At 58.2% G+C, this 20,556-nt stretch carries 16 protein-coding genes; 5 read left to right on the top strand and 11 right to left on the bottom strand.

Going from position 1 to position 20,556, the window contains the following annotated elements:
* Positions 1-94: 94 nt before the first annotated feature.
* The 3 genes from E5201_RS11605 (at position 95) to E5201_RS11595 (ending at position 4,087) form a co-directional block, all read left to right on the top strand.
* A complete protein-coding gene (locus E5201_RS11605) occupies positions 95-1,702 on the top strand; it encodes an alpha-N-arabinofuranosidase (RefSeq protein WP_181404617.1) in 1,608 nt (535 codons plus the stop codon).
* A gap of 87 nt (positions 1,703-1,789) precedes the next feature.
* The gene (locus E5201_RS11600) at positions 1,790-3,340 is read left to right on the top strand and encodes an alpha-N-arabinofuranosidase (RefSeq protein WP_140986266.1); all 1,551 of its coding nucleotides are present in this window, start codon (positions 1,790-1,792) and stop codon (positions 3,338-3,340) included.
* Between the two features lie 201 nt (positions 3,341-3,541).
* Complete coding sequence (locus E5201_RS11595) at positions 3,542-4,087, top strand: cytochrome b (RefSeq protein ID WP_140986265.1); 546 nt, start codon at positions 3,542-3,544, stop codon at positions 4,085-4,087.
* A gap of 6 nt (positions 4,088-4,093) precedes the next feature.
* Here the strand turns inward: E5201_RS11595 and E5201_RS11590 are convergent, their stop codons facing one another.
* From E5201_RS11590 to E5201_RS11570, 5 genes are all read right to left on the bottom strand, one after another.
* On the bottom strand, positions 4,094-4,588 hold the full coding sequence (locus E5201_RS11590; RefSeq protein WP_140986264.1) for an RES family NAD+ phosphorylase: 495 nt from the start codon (positions 4,586-4,588) through the stop codon (positions 4,094-4,096).
* On the bottom strand, positions 4,588-5,052 hold the full coding sequence (locus E5201_RS11585; RefSeq protein WP_246050654.1) for an antitoxin Xre/MbcA/ParS toxin-binding domain-containing protein: 465 nt from the start codon (positions 5,050-5,052) through the stop codon (positions 4,588-4,590). Before E5201_RS11585 ends, E5201_RS11590 begins: the two co-directional genes overlap by 1 nt.
* Positions 5,053-5,115: 63 nt before the next feature.
* A complete protein-coding gene (locus tag E5201_RS11580; protein WP_281280220.1) occupies positions 5,116-8,226 on the bottom strand; it encodes an efflux RND transporter permease subunit in 3,111 nt (1,036 codons plus the stop codon).
* A gap of 347 nt (positions 8,227-8,573) precedes the next feature.
* Positions 8,574-11,360, bottom strand: a complete 2,787-nt coding sequence (locus E5201_RS11575; RefSeq protein WP_140986263.1) for a bifunctional diguanylate cyclase/phosphodiesterase — start codon at positions 11,358-11,360, stop codon at positions 8,574-8,576.
* Between the two features lie 163 nt (positions 11,361-11,523).
* Positions 11,524-12,111 carry a TetR/AcrR family transcriptional regulator gene (locus tag E5201_RS11570; RefSeq protein ID WP_181404616.1) on the bottom strand — a complete coding sequence of 196 codons (588 nt, stop codon included), beginning with the start codon at positions 12,109-12,111 and terminating at the stop codon, positions 11,524-11,526.
* Between the two features lie 104 nt (positions 12,112-12,215).
* On the opposite strand from E5201_RS11570, the gene E5201_RS11565 reads away from it, so the two are divergent.
* Both E5201_RS11565 and E5201_RS11560 read left to right on the top strand, forming a co-directional pair.
* Positions 12,216-12,953 carry a hypothetical protein gene (locus E5201_RS11565; RefSeq protein WP_140986261.1) on the top strand — a complete coding sequence of 246 codons (738 nt, stop codon included), beginning with the start codon at positions 12,216-12,218 and terminating at the stop codon, positions 12,951-12,953.
* 47 nt (positions 12,954-13,000) lie between these two features.
* Positions 13,001-13,750, top strand: coding sequence for a DUF7847 domain-containing protein (locus E5201_RS11560; RefSeq protein ID WP_140986260.1), 750 nt, complete (start codon positions 13,001-13,003; stop codon positions 13,748-13,750).
* A 60-nt stretch (positions 13,751-13,810) separates the two neighbouring features.
* Here the strand turns inward: E5201_RS11560 and E5201_RS11555 are convergent, their stop codons facing one another.
* The 6 genes from E5201_RS11555 to E5201_RS11530 all read right to left on the bottom strand — a co-directional run bounded on the left by E5201_RS11555 (position 13,811) and on the right by E5201_RS11530 (position 20,530).
* Positions 13,811-14,761 (bottom strand): RDD family protein, encoded by a 951-nt coding sequence (locus tag E5201_RS11555; protein ID WP_140986259.1) that lies wholly within the window; start codon positions 14,759-14,761, stop codon positions 13,811-13,813.
* Entirely contained in the window at positions 14,751-15,782 is a 1,032-nt protein-coding gene (locus E5201_RS11550; protein ID WP_140986258.1) for a stage II sporulation protein M, read from the bottom strand. The genes E5201_RS11555 and E5201_RS11550 overlap by 11 nt, the downstream gene beginning before the upstream one ends.
* A gap of 195 nt (positions 15,783-15,977) precedes the next feature.
* Positions 15,978-17,294 carry a DUF58 domain-containing protein gene (locus E5201_RS11545; protein WP_140986257.1) on the bottom strand — a complete coding sequence of 439 codons (1,317 nt, stop codon included), beginning with the start codon at positions 17,292-17,294 and terminating at the stop codon, positions 15,978-15,980.
* A gap of 92 nt (positions 17,295-17,386) precedes the next feature.
* Positions 17,387-18,343, bottom strand: coding sequence for an AAA family ATPase (locus E5201_RS11540; protein ID WP_140986256.1), 957 nt, complete (start codon positions 18,341-18,343; stop codon positions 17,387-17,389).
* A gap of 4 nt (positions 18,344-18,347) precedes the next feature.
* Positions 18,348-19,847 carry a hypothetical protein gene (locus E5201_RS11535; protein WP_140986255.1) on the bottom strand — a complete coding sequence of 500 codons (1,500 nt, stop codon included), beginning with the start codon at positions 19,845-19,847 and terminating at the stop codon, positions 18,348-18,350.
* A complete protein-coding gene (locus tag E5201_RS11530; RefSeq protein ID WP_246050646.1) occupies positions 19,844-20,530 on the bottom strand; it encodes a DUF4349 domain-containing protein in 687 nt (228 codons plus the stop codon). The genes E5201_RS11535 and E5201_RS11530 overlap by 4 nt, the downstream gene beginning before the upstream one ends.
* Positions 20,531-20,556: the final 26 nt, after the last annotated feature.

Here is a 20,556-nt window from a genome sequence, read left to right as displayed (position 1 = left end):
CAACCGCCAAAATATATCAGACACTTCCCTTTACAGAATTTGTCCGACTATATAGCCTGCCCGCAACAAACAACAACCATTGGGGAATCGCTTGATGCGACAGCTTGTTATCGGCCTTATGACCGCAATAGTGCTTGCCACAAGCCCGTATATCGCGTCAGCCCAGACCTCAGCCACGCTTGACACATCGGCCGAAGGCCCGACCATTTCCCGCCATCTGCACGGGCAGTTTGTCGAACATCTGGGGCGCGGCGTCTATGAAGGCATCTGGGTCGGCGAAGACAGTTCTATCCCCAATGTGCGCGGCATCCGCTCTGACGTCGTTTCTGCCCTGAAACACATCAGGGTGCCGCTGATCCGCTGGCCGGGCGGCTGCTTCGCCGATGACTACCACTGGCGCGACGGCATAGGCCCACGCGATCAACGCAAAGGCACGATCAATTCAAGCTGGTCACGCCAACCCGAATCCAACCAGTTCGGCACGCATGAATTCTTCGATCTGGTCGAACAGGTCGGGGCCGAAGCCTATATCTCGCTCAACATGGGCTCGGGCAGTGTGCGCGACAGTCAGGCCTGGCTGCAATATATGACCGCACCCGCCTCAACCGGCCCGGGCAGCGAACGCGCTAAAAATGGCCGTACCGAACCGTGGAGCGTGCCGTTTGTCGGTGTCGGCAACGAAACATGGGGCTGCGGCGGCAATATGACACCGGAATACTATTCCGACCTGCTACGTCACTATTCGGCCTATCTGAAAAACGCGTCCGGCCCAACGCGCCCCTATCTGATTGCGGTTGGCCCCGATACTGACGACTACAACTGGACAAAGGTGGTCATGGAACGCGCCGCCGAATGGCGCAGTCAGTCCGAGGGCAATCTGCTGTGGACTTCGGAACGTCCGCTGTTCAATGGCATAGCCCTGCACTTCTATACCCTGCCGACCAGCAACTGGGGCACCAAGGGCGCACAACTGAACTTCCCCGAAGACCAGTGGATGTCCACCATGCAGCGCGCCCTGCTGACCGAGGAAGTGATCGTCAAAAATCTTGAGGTGATGGATAAGGCCGACCCGAAAAAGCGCGTTGATCTGATCGTTGATGAATGGGGCACATGGTACGATTCCGACCCCACTATCCCTGCCCATCTGAATACCGGCCTCTATCAGCAAAACACCCTGCGCGATGCGCTGGTGGCCGCCGTGTCGCTCAATATTTTCCAGAACCACGCCGACCGCGTAAAGGTCGCCAACATCGCCCAGATGGTCAATGTCCTGCAATCCATGATCCTGACCGATGGCCCGAAGATGGTGCTGACCCCCACCTATCATGTGTTTGATCTCTATAAGGTGCATCAGGACGCCACCCTGATTCCGCTGACATTTACCGCTTCGGCCTACAGCCACAACGGCGCCTCGGTGCCCGCGCTTCATGCCACGGCCTCGCGTGACACGTCCGGCAAAATCCATGTCTCCATTGCCAATCTTGATCCGCACAAGAGCCATACTCTAACCCTGAAACTTGAGGGTCATAAGGGCAAAACCGTCACCGGCCGCATCCTGACCGCGCCTGAGATGGACAGCCACAACAGCTTTGAAAAGCCCGATGTCGTGCGCCTGCAACCCTTCACCACGGCAAAACTCACCAACACCACCCTGACTCTGACCGCACCGGCCAAGTCCGTCATCACCCTTGAACTCCCCTGATATCCTTAATCCTTCCCCGTTTACGGGGAAGGGGGACCGCGAAGCGGTGGAAGGGGCAAACCCATAAAAAAGAGGAAACAGAAAACCATGATCAAAACCCTGACCGCTTTGGCGCTTACCGCCGCCATCGGCTTTGCGCCGACCGCCTTTGCCCAGCAAAAGGTCGAGGCCACCCTCAAGGCCGACCAGCCGACCGGTGAAATCTCCCGCTACGTGTACGGACAATTTTCCGAGCATCTGGGTGCCGGCATCTACGAAGGCGTCTGGGTCGGTGAAGACTCCGCCATCCCCAACACACGCGGTATCCGCAACGATGTCGTCAAGGCCCTGAAAGACATCAAGGTGCCGGTTATCCGCTGGCCGGGCGGCTGTTTTGCCGACGAATATCACTGGCGCGACGGTATCGGTGAGCGTTCAAAGCGCCCCTCGCGCAAAAACAACTGGTGGGGAGGTTCACCGGAAACCAATCACTTCGGCACGCATGAATTTTTTGAATTCGCCGAACAGGTCGGTGCCGATGCCTATCTGGCGGTCAATGTCGGCTCAAGCAATCCGACCGAAATGCGCGAATGGATCGAATATCTGACCTCACCGGGTGATGACACACTGGCACAGGAACGCCGCGCCAATGGCCGCGATGAACCCTTCAAGGTGCCTTTCATCGGTATCGGTAATGAAAACTGGGGCTGCGGCGGGGAAATGACTGCCGAATACTATGCCAACGAATATCGCCGCTTCTCGTCCTTCTTCCATAAGGGCAAGGACAACCCCGCCATCCGCGTCGCCGGTGGTGCCAATGCTTTCGATATCAACTGGACGGATGTGGTCGTAGGCCATGCCGGTCGTCGTATGGATGCCATCAGCGTCCACTACTACACCCTGCCAACCGGCAACTGGAGCAAAAAAGGCGCGGCCCGCGGCTTCGGCGAAGACCAGTGGTTCTCCACCTTCCATCAAACCCTGCGCATGGACGACCTCCTGAAACAACACACCGCTGCGATGGACAAGCATGACAAGGACAAACGCATCGCGCTCTATGTCGATGAATGGGGCACATGGTACGATGTCGAAGAAGGCACCAATCCGGGCCACCTCTATCAGCAAAACACCCTGCGTGACGGCATTGTCGCGGCTGCCAACTTCAACATCTTCCACGAATATACCGATCGCGTGAAGATGACCAACATCGCCCAGACGATTAACGTCCTTCAGGCGATGATCCTGACCGACGGGCCGAACATCGCCCTGACGCCAACCTATTACGCCTTCAAGATGTATGTGCCGTTCCACGATTCCACACATCTGCCGCTCGAAGTCACCGCCCCGACATGGACGGTCGGCGACAAGTCCATTCCGGCCTTCAACACAACCGCCGCCCGCGGCAAGGACGGCAAGATCTATATTGCCGTCGCCAATATGCACCCGCAAAACGGCTATGTGCTGAACGTCAATCTGGGGTCTGAAAAGGCGAAATCCGTCTCCGGCGAAGTCCTAACCCACACCCAGATGGACGCACACAACACACCGGGCAAGCCTGAAGTCATCGCCCCGAAAGCCTATACCGGCGGCAAGGTGAAGGGGAATGTCCTTGAACTGAACATCCCCGCCAAATCGGTCGTGGTCGTCAGACTGGATTAGGATAAAAAGGCTCCCTCCTCCCTATGCGTCAGCATGGGGAGGTGCCGAGCGGGTATCTTCAGAGTCAAAGCCCCCGCCCTTACCGGCGGGGGCTTTTTCATATTCCGTCGCGCAACCTCATCAAACATATGTTAATCGCCACCCCCCGCGAAAACAGGTTAGGCTCGGATTACCAAGGACATCAAAAAAACAGGTAACCCTATGCAAACCAGAGACAACCGCCAGAGATACGGCCTCGTCACCCGCGCCCTGCACTGGGGCATGGCCTTTCTCATCGTCTGGCAATTTTCCGGCATGATCAGCAAGGTGACACTGGGGCGCGACCACGCCCTGACCGAAGCGCTCTCAGCCAACCACTATCAGGTCGGCACCAGCCTGTTTGTCCTGATCCTCATCCGCCTGATCTGGGCCTTTATCAACCGCGAACACCGCCCCCGCCCGCCCGAAGGCCTGTTAGGCTACGCCGCCAGACTGGGCCACCTCGGCCTCTATGTCCTGCTGCTCGCCGTACCTTCCGCCGCCCTTATCCGCGCCTGGGGGTCTGAGCGCGCCTTTGCCCCGTTCGGTTTTGAAATCTTCGCGGCCCGCGCCCCCGATACCGGCATCAAGGCCGCAACCGACATTGGTGCCAATTTCCACGGCGAACTGGCATGGGTGCTTCTGGTGCTGATCCTCGGCCACATCGTCATGGCCCTGTTCCACCAGTTTGTCCTTAAGGACGGCCTGATCAAACGCATGGCAGGCTGACGCCTGTTACCGCATCCGCCCGTCATAGAGCCACTTGCGCACCTTGACGGCGCGGATCGTCTGGCTTGTCGGATGCAGGGGATTGATCAGCACATTGTCTTCTTCCGGCACAATCACCGAAGGTACACGCATCAGGGCCGAAGCCCCCTCGGCAACAAAGCGCCCCCCCGCTTCAATGCTCACCATACCCTTCGGCACAGCATCCCAGCCGACATGGGCCGCCGCATCAAATATAGCCGCCCCCTGCCACAGAATTTCCGGCACCTCAATGCGCACCAGATAGCGGTTGAACGGCAGATCACCTTCACGCAGATGCACCCATGTCTCAAGACAGGCCAGTGCAATATTCGATGAACAGTAGACCATCGCCTGCCCCTGCAGATTCCAGCGACCACCCGTAATCTTGGAACCCGTCCCGCTCATGTCATCGGCTGTATAGCCCGGCGTATCCGTGCCAATACGCCACAGAAAACGTGTCTCAACGCCCCCCTTAGCCACCATCAGGCATAGGCCCCGGACTGCGCCATCGCCAGCAGATTGGAAATCATGGCTTGCCCCTGCATGGTGTCCATATAGCTGCCGGGCGTCTCGCCACCTAAGGCCGGAAGCGGCGTCTCAAGCCATCTTGCCACCCAGCGCGCCGCATCAAAGCCTTCGGGATCGCCGGATTCCTCGACCATGGTCTGCACCTGCCCGATAAGCCGCGCCACCCCCATGACCCGTTCGCTATCCTCCGACGACAGGCCTTCGTCGCGCCGGGCCTTACGATTGACGGTGGCCGCCGACAGCTTAAGCTGCTTCAGCAGGACTTCCTGCGCCACGCCCATACGGCCGATCATGTCCTTAAGCTCAGCGGCCCGCACCCCTTTGCGCACCCAGCCCACACGCACATGTGCAGGCGCTGCGTACATGCCCGTAAAGTCCGTCAGGCGACCGTCATGCAGTTCAAGCGGGACAACCCCCATAGGACACCTCCGGTTCGATCATCTGATCATTAATATAACTCAAATGACCCAAACCATCAAGTCCTATGCCTGCGCCACCGGTTTCGCCTTCTTGCCCAAAAACCGCTGCACCAGCACAAAGAACAGCGGAATATAGAAGATCGCCAGAAGCGTCGCCGATAGCACGCCCCCGATCAGACCGGTACCGATGGAATGCTGCGCCCCTGACCCCGCCCCTGAGGCAATCGCCAGCGGCAACACCCCGAACGTAAAGGCAAACGAGGTCATCAGGATAGGCCGCAACCGGATACGTGAGGCCTCAAGCGTAGCCTCAATCAGGCCCATACCCCGCGCATGCAGGGTACGCGCATATTCGACAATCAGAATAGCGTTTTTCGAGCTCAACCCCACGGTCGTCAACAGCCCGACCTGAAAGAAGATATCGTTCTCAAGCCCGCGCGCATAGGTCGCGAGCAAGGCCCCCAGAATACTGAGCGGAATAACCAGAATAACCGCAAACGGGATCGTCCAGCTTTCATAAAGCGCCGCCAGCAGCAAAAACACCACAAGGATCGACAGGGCATAAAGCGCCGGTGCCTGCGACCCCGCCTCACGTTCCTGCAAGGACACGCCCGTCCATTCAATCGCCGTGCCTTCCGGCAGTTGCTGGGCGATTTCCTCAACCGCCGTCATGGCCGCACCGGTCGAAAGCCCTTCGGCGGGCATGCCTGAAATCCCCGTTGACGGCGACCCCTGATAGCGTTGCAGATTAGGCGAACCCGTCACCCAGCGTGACGAGCCAAAGGCGGCAAACGGCACCATCTCACCGGCGCTGTTGCGCACAAACCAGCGATTAAGGTCTTCCGGCCGCATGCGGTAAGGCCCATCGGCCTGCACATAAACGCGCTTGATGCGCCCGCGATCAATAAAGTCGTTCACATAGGAACCACCCCAGGCCACGCTCAGAACACTGTTGATTTCCGTGATCCCGACGCCCATGACATTGGCCGCGGTCTTATCGACATCGATCTTGAGCTGCGGCGAATAGTCTTCACCGCCTGACCGCACCGACCCCAACCGTGAGTCCGCTTCCGCCAGACGGATAAACTCATTGCGCGCATTCAAAAGCGCCTCATTGCCAATACCGCCAACGTCTTTCAGCACAAATGAAAAGCCTGACGAATCCCCCAGTGACCGCACCACCGGCGGCTGGGACGGGATGATCCGCGCCCCCTTATATTCCGGCTTGGCAAACTCTTTCCGCGCCCGCTCAATGACCGCAGGTACGCGCATATCCGCCCCCTTGCGCTCATCAAAGGGCTTCATGCGCATATTGACATTGCCCTGATTTTGCTCGCCGCCGACGCGTGAAAAGACATAACGCGCCGCCGGATCCTTCTCCATATAGGCCGCGACCTTGCTGACCACTTCCTGCGTGATATTGGCCGTCGTGCCCGTCGGCAACTGGATAAAGGTCGACATAAAGCCCTGATCCTCATCCGGCAAAAACGAGGTCGGCAGGATCTTGAACATCATGCCACAGGCGGCAATCACCGCCAGATAGATGGCCACATAACGCACAGGTTTGGCGATAATCTTGCCCACGCGGCCCATATAGCTGCGGCTGGCCTTATCAAAGAAGCGGTTGAACCAGCCGAAAAAGCCTTTCTTGTCCGCATGTTTTTGCTTGTCGATCGGCTTGAGGATCGTCGCACACAAAGGCGGCGTCAGCACCAGCGCCACCACAACCGAAAGCGCCATGGCCGACACAATGGTGATGGAAAACTGACGATAGATGATGCCCTGGGTGCCGCCAAAAAACGCCATGGGCACAAAGATCGCCGACAGCACAAGCCCGATACCGATCAGGGCACCAGTGATTTCATCCATCGATTTACGCGTGGCCTCGATGGGATCAAGCCCTTCATCATGCATCACCCGCTCGACGTTTTCGACCACGACAATGGCGTCATCCACCAGCAAACCAATCGCCAGCACCAGCCCGAACATGGTCAGAAGATTGATCGAGAACCCGAACGCCGCCAGTATCCCCAGCGTCCCCAGAAGCACGACCGGAATGGCAATGGTCGGGATGATCGTCGCGCGCCAGTTCTGCAAAAACAGATACATGACGATGAAGACCAGAAACACGGCCTCAACCAGCGTCTTGACCACTTCCTTGATCGACAGCTTGATGAAGTCGGTGGAATCATTCGGGATGGCATAGGCGATATTGGCCGGGAAGTTTTTCGACAGTTCTTCCATTCTGGCCTTGGCCAGATCGGCGGTCTTAAGCGCATTGGCCCCCGTCGCCAGATTGAGCATGATCCCCGTCGCAGGCTGCCCGTTCAGACGCGACACCGAATTATAGCTCTGCTGCCCCAGTTCGACCCGCGCCACGTCCTTAAGATAAACGGTCGCGCCCTCCACCGAACTTTTCAGCACAATTTCGCGGAATTCCTCCGGCGTCGTTAATCGTGACTGCGAGGTAATGGTGGCATTGAGCGCCACATCCGCCTCAATCGGCTGCGCCGCCAGCTGTCCGGCAGAAACCTGCGCATTCTGGGCACGGATCGCCGTCACCACATCCGAAGGCGTCAGCTTCAACGCGGCCAGCCTGTCCGGATTGAGCCAAATACGCATGGCATAGGGCGAGCCGAAAATATTGGTTTCGCCGACCCCATCCACCCGCGCCAGATGGTCCTGAATATTGGTGCCGATATAGTCCCCAAGATCGGCATTGGTCAGCGACCCGTCGGGCGAATATAGCGAAAAGATCAGAAGCGTATTGTTCGACGCCTTATTGATGCGTAACCCTTGCGCCTGCACATCCTGCGGCAGGCGGTTGATGATGCTCTGCACCTGATTCTGCACCTGCACCTGCGCCACATCGATATCGGTACCGGCTTCGAACACCAGCGTCACATTGGCGCTGCCGTTATCCGAGCTTGAGGCACTCATATATTTCAGGCGATCAAGGCCGATCATGCCCTGCTCGATGACCTGCGTCACCGAATCCTCAACCGTCTTGGCTGAGGCCCCCGGATAGGAGGCGTTGATCCGCACCTGCGGCAAGGCGATATCGGGATATTGTTCGACCGGCAACGTGCGGATACTGAGCAGCCCCGCCAGCATGATGACAATGGCAATCACCCAGGCAAAGATCGGGCGGTCAATAAAAAAACGCGACAGCATGCAGTCCTTCCAGCCGCATACAGGCGGCGGCATCATTTCGGTGGTACAAGCTTACGTCCCGACCGATTAACCGATCCGGCCACAGCCTCAGCTCATACCATATCCCCACTGCCTTTTACGTGAGGAAATGCCCGATCCGTCGCACAAAGTTGCGAAAAGATTGCATTTTTATCCCCCCTCTCACGTCCGGAAGAGTCTCTTCCCATACCTCCCCATCTCAGATGGGGAGGGGGACCGCGACCGTTACGGTCGGGGTGGTGGGGTTTCTTACTTCCCCCTCTCCCCTCAGGGGAGAGGGCTGGGGTGAGGGGCAAAGAGAAACTGCGTGAGGAGCAAGCAACGTCCCCTCAAACCGCCGCCTTCTGCTTATAGGCCATTTCCCGTGCCATATCCGCCGCCACAATCGGGGCTGGCCGCCCGAGATAATAGCCCTGCGCCTCGTCACAGCCTTCCGACTGCAACAGCCCCAGCTGGCTTTCGGTTTCGACCCCTTCCGCCAGAACCGGCACCTCAAGACTCTTACCCAGCGCCAGAATGGCGCGGATAATGGCGCGTGCCTGCGGGCTTTGTTCGGCCTCCATCAGGAACGAACGGTCGATCTTGATCTTGTCGAACGGGAAGGAATTGAGCGTATCGAGTGACGAATAGCCGGTGCCAAAATCGTCAATGGCAATACTGACCCCCAGCGCCTTGATCTGACGTAAGAGATGCAGGGCGCGCACCTTGTCGCCGATAATGGTCGTCTCAGTGATCTCAAGCTCCAGCCGCTTGGGCGACAATCCGGTCTCGATCAGAATCTCATGCACCTTGCGCACCAGATCGGGGCCATTGAGTTGCACCGGCGACAGATTGACGGCAATGCGCACATGCTCCGGCCATTTGGCCGCTTCGGCGCAGGCGGTACGCAAGACCCACTCACCAATATCGATGATCACGCCACATTCTTCGGCCACCGGAATGAAATCCGCCGGCGAGACATTGCCCCTGACCGGATGCTTCCAGCGCAGCAGCGCCTCATAGCCCATGACTTCCTGCGTGGTGACCGACTTCTGCACCTGATAATGCAGGGTAAACTGATCAAGCTTCACCGCTTCCCACAGGTCTTTGGCCAATGCGCGACGATCGCGCGCCGCCTCATCCATGCGTGCCTCATAGAAGCACACCGACTCCGTCGGATTCGACTTGGCGCGATACAGCGCCAGATCGGCATTATTCATCAGGGTTTCGCGATCCTTCGCATCATCGGGATAGATCGCCACCCCCAAAGACCCGCCGGGCGATACCTCGAACCCGTCAAGATCAATCGCCGTATACAAAGCCGCCTGAATCCGCTCAAGAAACTCCGACAGATGCCGCGAATCCGAGAAATACTTGATGCAGGCAAATTCATCGCCCCCCAGACGCGCGGCAAATTCGCCCTCCCCCAGCATGTCACCCAGACGTGCCGAGATGGTCTGCAACACGGTATCACCGGCCGCATGCCCCCGCAGGTCATTGATTTCCTTGAACCGGTCAAGGTCAATGGCCACCGCCGCCACCTTGTTGCCCGTGCGCGGCGCCCACTCCAGCGCCTCATCAAGTCGGCGGTTGAAGTGCACACGGTTCGGCAATCCGGTCAGACCGTCATGCTGCGCCATATGGTGAATGCGCTCCTCGTCACGACGACGCTCGGTGATGTCGGCAATGGTGGTCACCCAGCCGCCGTCACTCATCGGACGATGCGATATCTGGACAATGCAGTCCTGGCGTATTTCGCTGATAATCGTGCCCCCGTCATCCTGATCGATCAGGTTACGATGCACGCCATAGCGTTCCTCAAGCAGCTCGTCGCTGAAATTGGGATCGGCCCTGATCACCAGCCGCAACAGGTCTTTAAACCCCGCCCCCGGCGCCAGACAGGTCGCCTCAATGCCGAAAATCTCAGGCGCACGCGGATTACCCAGCACCAGACGCTCCTCGGCATCAAACAAAAGCAGACCCTGCGACATGTGCTTAAGCGCAACATCCAGATTATAGGCGGTTTGCGCCAGACGTGTCTGATCGGCCTTTCTCTGGGTAACGTCCTGCGTCACCTTGGCAAAGCCGAGCAATGTCCCGGCATCATCACGAATAGGCGTAATAATGACATGGGCGTAAAAACTTGAGCCATCCTTGCGTACCCGCAAGCCTTCTTCCTCGAACCGCCCCTTATCGAGCGCCAGCTTGAGCGCTCGTTGCGGTTTACCAGCACGGCGCTGGGCTTCGGGATAAAAGACATCAAAGCGACGGCCGACAATCTCTGCCGCCGAATAGCCCTTGAAGCGATGCGCACCGGCATTCCAGTTACTGACCCGACCATCGGGATCAAGCATATAGATGGCATAGTCATTGACCGCCTCAACCAGCGTGCGGAAATGCCGTTCCTTTTCTTCCATCCGGCGATTTGAGATCACCGCCCCCATACACAGGGTCATAACCCCCATGGCCACCGTCGCCAGCACCGCCGACAGCGTATCGGATGACAAAAGCGTCCCGCCGGTCGCCCGCAACGGGTCAGGCATCATAGTGACCGCGCCCATGGCGATAAAATGGTGCGCGACAATCGCCACAACCATCAACAGGGCCGCCGCGGTCGTCTGACGCCAGCCTCCGTTTTTCGAAATCAGCCCAAAGGCGCAGGCGGCCAGAACCATGCCCGCCACAACCGATACCACCACCAGATCAGGCGCCCAGACAATATAGCCAGGCGCTCTCAGGGCAAACATTCCGGTAAAATGCATGGCGGCAATGCCCGCCCCGACCAGCGCGCCACCCGCGACCCGCACGCGGCGGTCAGCATGGGTCGCCACCAGCGCAATACCCGCACCGGTAAGGGCCATGGCCAGTATCAGGGACATAAAAGTCATCGGCCCGTCATATCCGGCCAGAACACCGGGATCATAGGCCATCATGGCAATGAAGTGGGTTGCCCAGATGCCGAACCCACCGGCGGCCCCCGCCGTCAGCACCCATTTGATACGAGATTTGCGCTCCGAAGCCACCGCGCGGCGCGTCAGAATAACCGCCGTCACACTCGAGACCACGCACACCAGCGCCGCAAGCCCCACCAGCACCCAGTCGTGCTGATCCCGCAGACATGCCAAAACTCTGTACATATTCACCCTATCCTGCATTTTGCATTATGGCTTCGCCTGAGGTGTTCACTCGGGCACGCAGGACTTTTACAGGCTACTGATTTTTATAGGGTTAATAGGAAAACGACGGAAATCAACCGCCAATTGCAAACGGCGCACAAAATACAATCCTGCCGCAGCATTGCTATTGCGCGAGGCTCCTACTCAACAAACGTTTAAGCTGAATTTGCTGCAACACGCGCTCGGCGGTGACATAGGCCACCCGTCCCGCCGCCGGTTGCCGTAACGCCACCGTCAGCGCCCCGTCATAAAGCAGCAACCATTCCTGAGACAGTTCCGCCGCCATATCGGTAAATCCGGCCTCTGACAACAGCGCCTCGAACCATTGCCGGATTTCGGCCCTGGCCTCAACCACAAACCCAAAGCCCGCATGCGACCTGTCCGCCAATTCGGCCACCGCATTATTCAGCGCACAGCCGCGATAGCCCTCGGCCTGCGCCCGTTCACTAAGCACATTAAACACCTCAAGCGGCCTGAGCTTCGGCTCCACCGCCTCAACCGCCTGCCTCAAGGCGGCAAAATCCGCCTCATGCCAATGCCGCAACACCTCGGCAATCAGCAGGTCTTTGGATGGGAAATGACGGTAAAAACTGGCCTTGGCCACCCCTGACTCACGGATGATGCGGTCAACACCCGTGGCGCGTAACCCGTGCGTATAAAACAGCCCAAGGGCCGTAGCAATAATACGATCTTTAACAGCAATCTGACTCATGCACCAAAACTGAACAGACTCGTCTGTTCTGTCAATATTATGCCCTTGCCGATCGGACGCTATCATGTCAGATTTTACCGCAACAACGGGCCGCAGGGGGTGTCATGAAGTTCAAAATCGGTACGGTTTATTCCCGAAGTTACAGCTTTCTGTCGCAAAACGCCGGCATTCTGATAGGCCTCACGGTTCTGTGCCTCGCGGTCCCGTCGTTCCTGTTATCTTTTGTTCCGTTTTTGCAGAACGCTGTTATTATCCCTTTTCTCTCAAGCGAAGCCCTGACCATCGCCACCCCCTTCAGCGCCGTACCAGAAGCCCTTTTAGGCGCTTTTAATTTAGCTGTTTTAACCCTGTTTTTGAGCACCCGCATTTCCGGTGCAGATTTCAGCCTCAGCCATATCTTGAGACAGGGCTTCCTCTATATGCTGCCTGTCTTCATATTGTCAGTTATTTGGACTGTAATGACTTCTCTGGGAATAATGGTGATGATTATTCCGGGGATTATCGTCGCACTCGGCCTAAGCGTTGCCATTCAGGCCTATATCTGTGAAGCCCGCAAGGGGTTAGTCATTGCGGTAAAACGAAGCTGGAAGCTCACGGAAAATTACCGTGTCGACATTATGTTTACACTTATTCCCCCGCTTATAGGTCTGATCCTTTTATCCTCCATCGAGAGTGCTCTCGTCAGTTACCTTGATAACACTCTGATAACCGCGCTCGCACGAGCATTGACCTCGAGTCTGGGTTCAATCATTTTAGCTGTCTTTTTCTTCTTCATCTACACCACCCTGCGCCAAGTAAAAGAAGGCCACACCCCTGAGGTGACCGCAGCAGTCTTTGACTAATAATCGCAAATCATGCCAGACTTGGACTGTTTCAGGAGCGCGACTTCATGACCTTCACCATCGCCAACGTGTTCTCACGCAGCTTCACCCTTATCGGCCAGAACTTCGCCTTGCTTCTGCTCACCGGCCTTCTGACCTATGCCATTCCAGTGGGGCTAAGCGCCGCCATTTTCTATACCACCAGCGGCCTTGATGTGAACAACCCCCAAGCCTGGGGCGGTGAACAGGTCATGGCCATGATCGCGTTCGGTGTGTTGTCGATGTTGTTTTATTTTATCAACATGTCCGTAGTGACCGAACTGACCGTCACGCGTGCGGTTAACCGGCCCTTCGACATTGGCCCCGCCCTGAAACGCAGCCTGATCAATATTGTCCCGCTGTTCATTGTCATGGTTCTGTGCGGTCTGGCGATTATGCTCGGCTTTATCCTGCTGATCATACCGGGCATAATCGTATCAGTGGCCCTGTCGGTTGCCATTCCGGCCTATGTCGCCGAAAGCCGCACCGGCATTACCGACGCTCTGAAACGCAGCTGGGAACTGACCAAAAACCACCGCTGGGCGATCCTTTTGATCTTCCTTCTGATTGCCATTTTCGGTGCCATTTTCGGCGGCATCATTCAGGCCGTCAGCATGATCTTCGCCAGCCAGTCACCGGCCCTGATCATCGGCCTGAACTCGATCATCGAAGGCCTCTATACCCTGATCAGCACCGTCTTCACCGTTGTTATCTATGTGGTTTTGCGTGAATCCAAAGAAGGCAACGCCCCCGAAGCCACCGCCGCTGTCTTTGAGTAGCAGGGCATTCCCCCTCTCCCTTCAGGGGAGAGGGCAGGGGTGAGGGGTGTTTTTCTTTACCTACCGCGTCTCGTCAAACTTGTCCTTGCGCCGCCGCCCGAGCAGCATCCGATGCTCCAGATGCGTCCTCAGCGCCGCATAATAGGCCTTAAGGAACGTCTCGTCCGGCGCAATATCGCGCGGATCGGACGGCACATTATAATCGATCCGCTTCCTGATCCGCTCGGCCACCGCCGTCAGGGTCGCCGGACGCCGTTCACGCAACACCGTCTCCAGCACCTGCAATTCCTTCTCGCCATAGGCCGCCACCTGCTCAGGCGTAAACACGATCCCGACCTTGCGTTCGACCTCAAGATTGACGAGGTCATAGCTTAAGACCTCGCGCGGCACATGCACCACCCGCGTCCCGCCAAGGAAATCCCCCAGCCGCGCCTGCTGTTTGTTAAACAACGGCAACAAGGCCACCCCGACCGTCCAGATCAGCGCCGCAAATATCGCCCAGCCACTGCCTCCGCTGTTACTGATCGACGCCGCCAGCGTCAGCGGCAGATAGAACTCGACCTCCCTGAGCACATTGCGCGTCACGACCATCGACGGCGTCAGATGCCCGCCGTCATGGGCAATAACGCGGATCTTCATCACCCGTTTTCCGGGCGTCGCCGCCCTCGGCCCCATTTCAAAGAACATGAAATAGCCGCTGCGCACGAAAAACAGCATGATCAGGAACAGGATGATAAGGAACTGCACCATCGGCCCGTTCCAGTTTTCCACCTTCATCAGATAAGGCAGCGGCAGCACCAGATACAGGATCACCATCCCGATGGGGATCAGGATCATGATCAGATAATCAAGCAGAAACGCCCCGAGCCGCGTACCGAAATCCGCCGCCTTAAACGCCAGCCTGACGCCTTCGGGCGTGGTGATCACCGTCCTCAGCCCCGCCTCGCTGCCCATGGCCTGCGAGACGCTGCCCCCCATCAGATCGCGCTCTTTTTTCCCCTTAGCGGCCATCCCGCACAGCCTTCCTGCCAAAAGCCCGTCCGGCCAGCGCGAAATAAGCCACCCACACCAACAATAATCCGCCCCCTATGGCAAACCGCCAGCCGGTATCGGTAATCGTCTGACGCCCGTAACCTTCGATAATACCCGCCAGCACCAGCAGCAAAATAACCCCCAGCATCAGCGTGCCCGACACCTTGCCCGCCTGCGCCAAAGCCGCCATGCGTGTCAGATGCCCCGGAAACAACAACCGCCGCGCCAGATAGAAACCCGCGGCACCGGCCAGCAAAATCGCCAGTATTTCGGTCGTGCCATGTATGGATAACCAGGCCGCAAATTCGACCCCTACCCCGCGCTCGAAAAACAGCCACAGCATGGCGCCTAACATCATGCCATTCATGATCAGCAACAGCGCCGTCGGCACCCCGCCCATCACCCCGACCGCAAACGCCAGTAAGGCCACCTGCGTATTGTTCGACATCAGATAGACCGAAAACACCGCCAGCCAGTCATCTTTTTCCGCCCCGCCAAGCGTCGCCCTGAGCTGCTCCGGCGTAGACATCAGATCCCGCCCCTGCGCCGAATGCCCGACCAGCGCCGTATACCAGCTCTGATCAAAAGCGCACATCAGCCAGCCACCCAAGGCCCCCAGGAAGAAACAGGTAAAGGCCAGCCAGAACTCGGCCCACAGCTTGCGCACTGACCGCGCCAGATCGCCGAAAAAGCCCGCCACAAGCTCCGTCACCCGCGCCTGCGGCCCATAGACCGAGACATAGGCCCGCGCACACAGGGCCTGCAAATAACCGATCATATTGCGATCAAGCGAAATCGACTGCGCCATCGATAATGACGAAATCGCCTGACGGTAAAGCAGCGGCAGATTAAGCAGTTCCTCGGTCGTAAACTGTTTCAGCTTACCCTTCTCCGCCCGATCAACCAGCGCCGCCAGCGCCCGCCAGTCCTTTTCCCGCGCTTCCCGAAACTTCTGGCTCTTGAGCTGCAACACCGGCGGCCGGTTCTGTGCCTCACTCATACTGGCCTCCCATTTCACTCCTCCCTGCCTCCGGCGGGGAGGGGGACCGCTTTGCTTTAGCAAAGGGGTGGTGGGGTATCTTACTTAAACCCTTCTCTTTTATGGGGCCAGAGACCTTATATCCTCCCCCGTTTACGGGGGAGGTGGCGCGGCGTAAGTCCGCGACGGAGGGGGCAATCCTGCCTAAAGCCATGCTCACAACCGATCCTCCCGCTTGAGCGCCAGATATTTCAGCACAATCGACACCGCCATGGCTTCTGTCTCCGCCTCCAGCACCTCAACCCCCATCCGCCGCAAGGTCGCATAGACCGTCTCGCGCTGCTGCAACAGACGCCGCGCAAACACCGCCCGCGTCACATCTTCTGCCGCTTCAGGCACCGCCCCCGCCAGTCCCTCCAGCCCTTCATCGCGGAACGCCACAAAGACAATCAGATGCTTCTTGCTCAGCCGCTGTAAGGCCTCGACCATCAGATCAGCACTGATCTCGTCGATGAAATCGGTAAACAGCACAATCAAAGACCGCCGCGCGATCTTCGACCCGAGATCGGTCAGGGCCAGGGTATGATTGGTCTCTTCCGGCAGATCATCGATCGCCGATAACTGCGCCTTCAAAATCGCGAAGCCATTTGTGCCCGACACGGCAGGCGCATTGTGATAAGGCTTCGACGCAAAGGCGAAACTGCGCACATTATCGCCAACCTTCATGGCGCAGTAACCAAGCAGCAAACCGGCATAGATGGCGCGGTCAATCTTCTTGATGCGCTGCAAAGGTTCGCCCATCAGCCGCCCGGTATCAAAAGCCAGCACGATATGATGGTTACGTTCGGCCTGAAACTCCCGCGACAACAGCTTCAGATGCTTCGCCGAAGACCGCCAGTCGATGCGCCGCGGGTCCTGCGACGAGTCATACTCGCGCAAGGCATGATATTCCGACCCATTGTGCAACTGGTTCTGAACCCGCACCCCATAGATATGATCGCGCGAAAACAGCGCGGCGGCATCGGTCTGCACACCTTCAATATCCGGCGTCACCGTCAGCGGGCGATCCAGCACGACCTTTTTCTGCACATAACACAGCCCCAAAGGCCCCGCCCACCGCGCATGAAAACTCTCAATCACCGCCTGACCGCGCGCCATGGCCCGAACCTGCAACTGCCCGGCCAGCGTCCCCGCCTCATCGCACACAAGGCTTTCGGCCACCGCCGGACTGATCAGCAGCCGGTTGAACCCCCACCGCACCTCGGCCCGTTTCGGCAACCGCCCGCGCCCGATGGTCAGCGCATACTCAAACACATAGTCTCTGGCCACACCAATCGTCTTCGGCGTCTGAAACACCAGACTGACGCGTGACGGCGGCACGGCAAACGCCCCTTCGATCAGCCCGATCACCAGCAGCGCGATCATGGCCACCGGCGCTACCCACCACAGGGCAGGCGCAATAAACACCAGCCCCGTGCCCATCAGCACACCGGCAATCATCAGCCCGATCAGTCTGGCGGTCGGATAAATCATATCACCTTACATCCTCCCCCGTTTACGGGGGAGGTGTCGCGGCGTTAGTCCGCGACGGAGGGGGCAAACCGCCATTATCACCACACCCTGTCTCACCGCGGTATCTCGATCCGTTCCAGAATCCCCTGCAAGACGCCATCGACGTTCTGCCCTTCAATCTCCGCCGCAGGGGCCAGCAACACGCGATGGCGCATCGACGGCAGATAAAGCGCCTTGATATCGTCCGGCAGCACATAGTCGCGCCCATCCAACACCGCCCGCGCCCGCGCCGCCCGTGCTAATAACGTCCCTGCCCGTGGCGACGCCCCGACCGACAATTGCGGCGTCTCGCGCGTTGCCCGTATCAGGTTGACGATATAACCGAGATTAGCCTCGTTAAGCCGCACACCGGCCACCGCCTTAATGGCCTCCGCAAGCGTCGTGGCATCCAGCACGGGCGCGATCCCCGCACTGTCGGGGTCAATATTCTGACCGGCATTGCCGCCTAATTCGACAATACGCACCTCTTCCTCAAGGCTCGGATAGCCCAGCACATGCTTGAACAAAAACCGGTCAAGCTGCGCCTCTGGCAAAGGGTATGTGCCCTGCTGTTCAATCGGGTTCTGAGTGGCAATCACCGTGAACCGGTCACCCAACTCATAGGGCTTGCCATCAAGCGTCACCCGCCGTTCCTGCATGGCCTCAAGCAGCGCCGCCTGCGTCTTGGGCGGCGTGCGGTTGATCTCGTCCGCCAGCAACAGATCGCAGAAAATCGGCCCCTTGGTCAGGCTGAAGCTTGAGGTCTGAAAATTGAACAGGTTCGACCCTAGTATGTCACCGGGCAACATATCCGGCGTGAACTGGATACGCCCGAACCTGAGCGACAACGATCGGCAAAAGACCTGCGCCAACAAGGTCTTGGCCGTCCCCGGAGGGCCTTCCAGCAGGACATGCCCGCCCGAAAACAACGCCGTGAGCATCAGATCGACCGTATCGGTCTGACCGACAATCGCCTTGCCGATTTCGGCCCTCAGCCGCTGCGATACCTCCAGCACTTCAGAAACAAGCATAGCCTCAGGCCTCCGTTTTCGTAATTTGTGACTTCCAGTGCCTGAGCTTTTTCGCCAGCACCAGCATGTTACCGATCCCCTTTACGGTATCGGTCTCGGCAAACAGATTGCCGTAAAACTCATCCGTCCCGTGACGTTCGCTCAGGCGATCCGCCATCTCGTCCGCCGTCATCAGGGCATTGGGCACAAAGCCCGCCTGTTTCAACACCTGATCACGCACCAGCTGCGCATAGGCAGGCATCAGCTTTGTCTCCCGCCCGGCCTTGGCCACCAGCCGCGCCGCATTGTCAGCCAGGGTGCGCACACCGCGCCCGTGCGGTGTCTCACTATAGGGATTATGTGCAGGCCCGAAACGTGCCGCCGCCACCCACACCAGCCCAAGCGCCAGCACCATCAGCGCCAGCGGCACCCCGACAAACGGCGGGCGTGAAATGTGGTGCATCAGATCCGAATCCTGCGCCAGATCATTGAAGGTGATGTCGAACACCACCTTAGCCTTTGCCGGTTCCGCCCCTGTTAACTGGTCAATGACCTTCAGCATACCGGCCATGCGCTCAGGATGCGCAAACATCGAATTGTTGAGCAGATCAGGATCACTCAACAAATAAACCGGCGCCGCAAACGGCTCTTCATCGGCTAACGGATTGACCTTCGACAGCAGCACCTCGCCGTTCGGCCCGACCAGAAGCGGCGTCAGGTTCGACCCCGATATGGATTGCAGCCCCGTTATCTTGCCACTGGTGAACCCGGTACTGACAATATCCTGCCCCACCGCAGGCTTGATCGCATAGGACTGCCCCCGCTCGTGATCCGCTCGCACCAATAGCCAATCATGCGGATTAAAGCTATAGGTAACGGCTCCGTTCTTGCCTTCAGTGACATGTTGTGGCGACAAAAGACCTAACTGAAACTGCACGCCGTCTCCGGCAATAATAGCTGCCTGTCCCGCCCAACGCGGTTTGCGGGGATCAGGTGCGCTCACCGTCCATTTCGGTGCCACCACAAGCACGGCACGCCCCAAAGGCTCATACAGAATTTGGTGCGACTTTACATGATTGGGTATTGAGACATAATGCTCATCATCTAATACCTTGGCCCAGAAGTCGCGGCCTCTCGTCACATCTTTCTGCCCTGAAGCCGGTGCCTGTGCTTCTTCCCTGACCGATAAAGGCGAAACAGTCACGCCCTCCACTACCTGCTCATAAAGCACCGCATCGCCATCGAGCGTGACGATCATCAGATCATCCGTCTTCACGCGCCGTCCGGCCTCCTGCCGGTTAAGCCGCGTCCGGTAGCCTTCCGCCTCCAGCGCCTTGCGCAAGCCCTGAAAACCGTTAATCGCCACTGAGGTCACCACCCCCTTGGGCGGCGTTTCAGGTTCGATATTCGGCGACAGCAATATCAGGCCCGCAATCACAAACAGACCGGCAATCAGCCCGCCCGACAAGATCGGCAACATCCGCTCAAACGACACCTTAGGCATTTTCAACGCAGGCCGCTTCATGTCCGCGCCTCCGATCTGTTCGCACCCTTGCCGATGTCTTTTTGCGAGACAAAATCGACATAGGCCTGCCGACAGGCCTCATAGCCCTCGCGCCCGACCGGAATACCCGCAAAATAGCTTTTTTCCGCCCAGCGCGTGATCTCACGAAACGCCGGACGCGCGTCATCGGGCAACAGCGGATGCGCACAGATATCGCGGGCCGAAAAATGCTTGCGCACCAGATCAGGCCGGAAAGCATTAAGATCGGCCACCGACCGGTGCAGCAACAGATGCACCGCCGCATCATAGTCACCCTTCGCCGCCAGCGCCTCGATGTCCTCAAGCAGCGCCGCCGCCGCTTCGGCGGTTGGCCGCCAGGGTGTTTCCGGCAGCAAATGATCACGCTGAAACAGCCGCTCAAACCGTGACCGGATCAGCGCCCGCACCAGAGGCGAAGCCAGAAGCACCAGAAGCGCAAACAGCCCGATCCCGATAATCCACGGCAGCGCCGGCCCCAAAGGCTCCAGAAGCTTGCCCAGAAATTCGAAAATTCCGCGAAAAAACTCACCGATGGCGCGCGCCATACTGGCAAAAAACGGGTTAGGCTCCGCAGGCCCCGCCACCTCTGTCTGGATAGATTTATTACTATTTATAGAGGCGATCAGCGCCTCAGCCGCCTCAACATCGGCAGCTGTCAAAGGCACAGCCTCACCCTGCGCGGACACAGCTC

Origin of the sequence: Asticcacaulis tiandongensis (genome assembly GCF_006475605.1) — a bacterium.
Taxonomy (GTDB): domain Bacteria; phylum Pseudomonadota; class Alphaproteobacteria; order Caulobacterales; family Caulobacteraceae; genus Asticcacaulis; species Asticcacaulis tiandongensis.
Note: the sequence above shows the minus strand (reverse complement) of the source record. Positions and strands in the feature narration are given on the sequence as shown.

Bases quoted from the DNA above. Each gene is read 5' to 3' on its own strand.
- E5201_RS11605 (WP_181404617.1), top strand. From the start codon at position 95: ATGCGACAGCTTGTTATCGGCCTTATGACCGCAATAGTGCTTGCCACA.
- E5201_RS11600 (WP_140986266.1), top strand. From the start codon at position 1,790: ATGATCAAAACCCTGACCGCTTTGGCGCTTACCGCCGCCATCGGCTTT.
- E5201_RS11595 (WP_140986265.1), top strand. From the start codon at position 3,542: ATGCAAACCAGAGACAACCGCCAGAGATACGGCCTCGTCACCCGCGCC.
- E5201_RS11590 (WP_140986264.1), bottom strand. From the start codon at position 4,588: ATGGTGGCTAAGGGGGGCGTTGAGACACGTTTTCTGTGGCGTATTGGC.
- E5201_RS11585 (WP_246050654.1), bottom strand. From the start codon at position 5,052: ATGGGGGTTGTCCCGCTTGAACTGCATGACGGTCGCCTGACGGACTTT.
- E5201_RS11580 (WP_281280220.1), bottom strand. From the start codon at position 8,226: ATGCTGTCGCGTTTTTTTATTGACCGCCCGATCTTTGCCTGGGTGATT.
- E5201_RS11575 (WP_140986263.1), bottom strand. From the start codon at position 11,360: ATGTACAGAGTTTTGGCATGTCTGCGGGATCAGCACGACTGGGTGCTG.
- E5201_RS11570 (WP_181404616.1), bottom strand. From the start codon at position 12,111: ATGAGTCAGATTGCTGTTAAAGATCGTATTATTGCTACGGCCCTTGGG.
- E5201_RS11565 (WP_140986261.1), top strand. From the start codon at position 12,216: ATGAAGTTCAAAATCGGTACGGTTTATTCCCGAAGTTACAGCTTTCTG.
- E5201_RS11560 (WP_140986260.1), top strand. From the start codon at position 13,001: ATGACCTTCACCATCGCCAACGTGTTCTCACGCAGCTTCACCCTTATC.
- E5201_RS11555 (WP_140986259.1), bottom strand. From the start codon at position 14,761: ATGGCCGCTAAGGGGAAAAAAGAGCGCGATCTGATGGGGGGCAGCGTC.
- E5201_RS11550 (WP_140986258.1), bottom strand. From the start codon at position 15,782: ATGAGTGAGGCACAGAACCGGCCGCCGGTGTTGCAGCTCAAGAGCCAG.
- E5201_RS11545 (WP_140986257.1), bottom strand. From the start codon at position 17,294: ATGATTTATCCGACCGCCAGACTGATCGGGCTGATGATTGCCGGTGTG.
- E5201_RS11540 (WP_140986256.1), bottom strand. From the start codon at position 18,343: ATGCTTGTTTCTGAAGTGCTGGAGGTATCGCAGCGGCTGAGGGCCGAA.
- E5201_RS11535 (WP_140986255.1), bottom strand. From the start codon at position 19,847: ATGAAGCGGCCTGCGTTGAAAATGCCTAAGGTGTCGTTTGAGCGGATG.